1 protein-coding gene is annotated in these 884 nt (G+C 36.2%); it reads left to right on the top strand.

The features are described 5' to 3' along the window. Positions 1-884, top strand: an 884-nt coding sequence (locus ACTJLE_RS06385; protein WP_481267896.1) for a phage tail protein, incomplete at both ends; no start/stop codon positions are given.

Raw genomic sequence — 884 nt, 5'->3', positions numbered from 1 at the left:
GCTTTTGTAACCTTATGGAACACTAACGAAGAGTTTAGAAACAGTGTTATTGCTGTTTGGGAGAAAATTAAGGAAACTTTCACCGGTTTTGTTAATGGTGTTAAAGAAAAACTGTCAAGCCTTGGTATTGATTTTACGAGTATTGTTGAAGGGCTTAAAACAGTGTGGAATGGTTTGTGTGCTATTCTAGCTCCACTGTTTGAAGGCGCTTTAAATTTAAGTTTTACTAGTTTCAAAACTGTTCTTGATTTAATCACAGGCGTTTTAGACGTTTTTATAGGCTTGTTTACCGGTAACTGGTCTCAGCTTTGGGATGGTGTAAAAGAAATTTTTACTGCTGTTTGGAACGCGGTTAAAAACACGTTCATAACGGTATTTAACACGTTAAAAAATGTTTTTAACGTGTTTTTGTCTTTCTTTGGCACTAGTTGGAACAAACTGTGGTCGAGTGTGAAAAACTTTTTCATGAATGTTTGGAATGGTATCGTATCGTTTTTCACTAACGTTTTAAACGGTATTAAAAACACGGCAACAAGTGTTTGGAATGGTATTAAAACTGCGATCATGAGCGTGGTAAACGGTATTAAAACAAGCATTTCAACAGTGTTTAATTCAGTAGCAAACATGGTTAAGTCTGTGTTTAACGGTATTAAAAACACGGTTGTGTCAGTTTGGAATGGTATTAAAAACGCTATCATCACTCCGATTGAAGCGGCGAAAAACAAGGTTAAAGCAGTAATCGACGCTATAACAGGGTTTTTCTCTGGCATAAAACTTAGTCTTCCTCATATTAAACTGCCGCATTTTAGTATTAAAGGACAATTCTCTCTTACGCCACCGTCTGTACCGTATCTTGCTATCGACTGGTATAAGAAAGCAATGAA

The sequence above is a fragment of the Gardnerella sp. CCPDSM genome (assembly GCF_056754715.1).
This window is presented reverse-complemented; position numbering and strand designations above follow the sequence as displayed.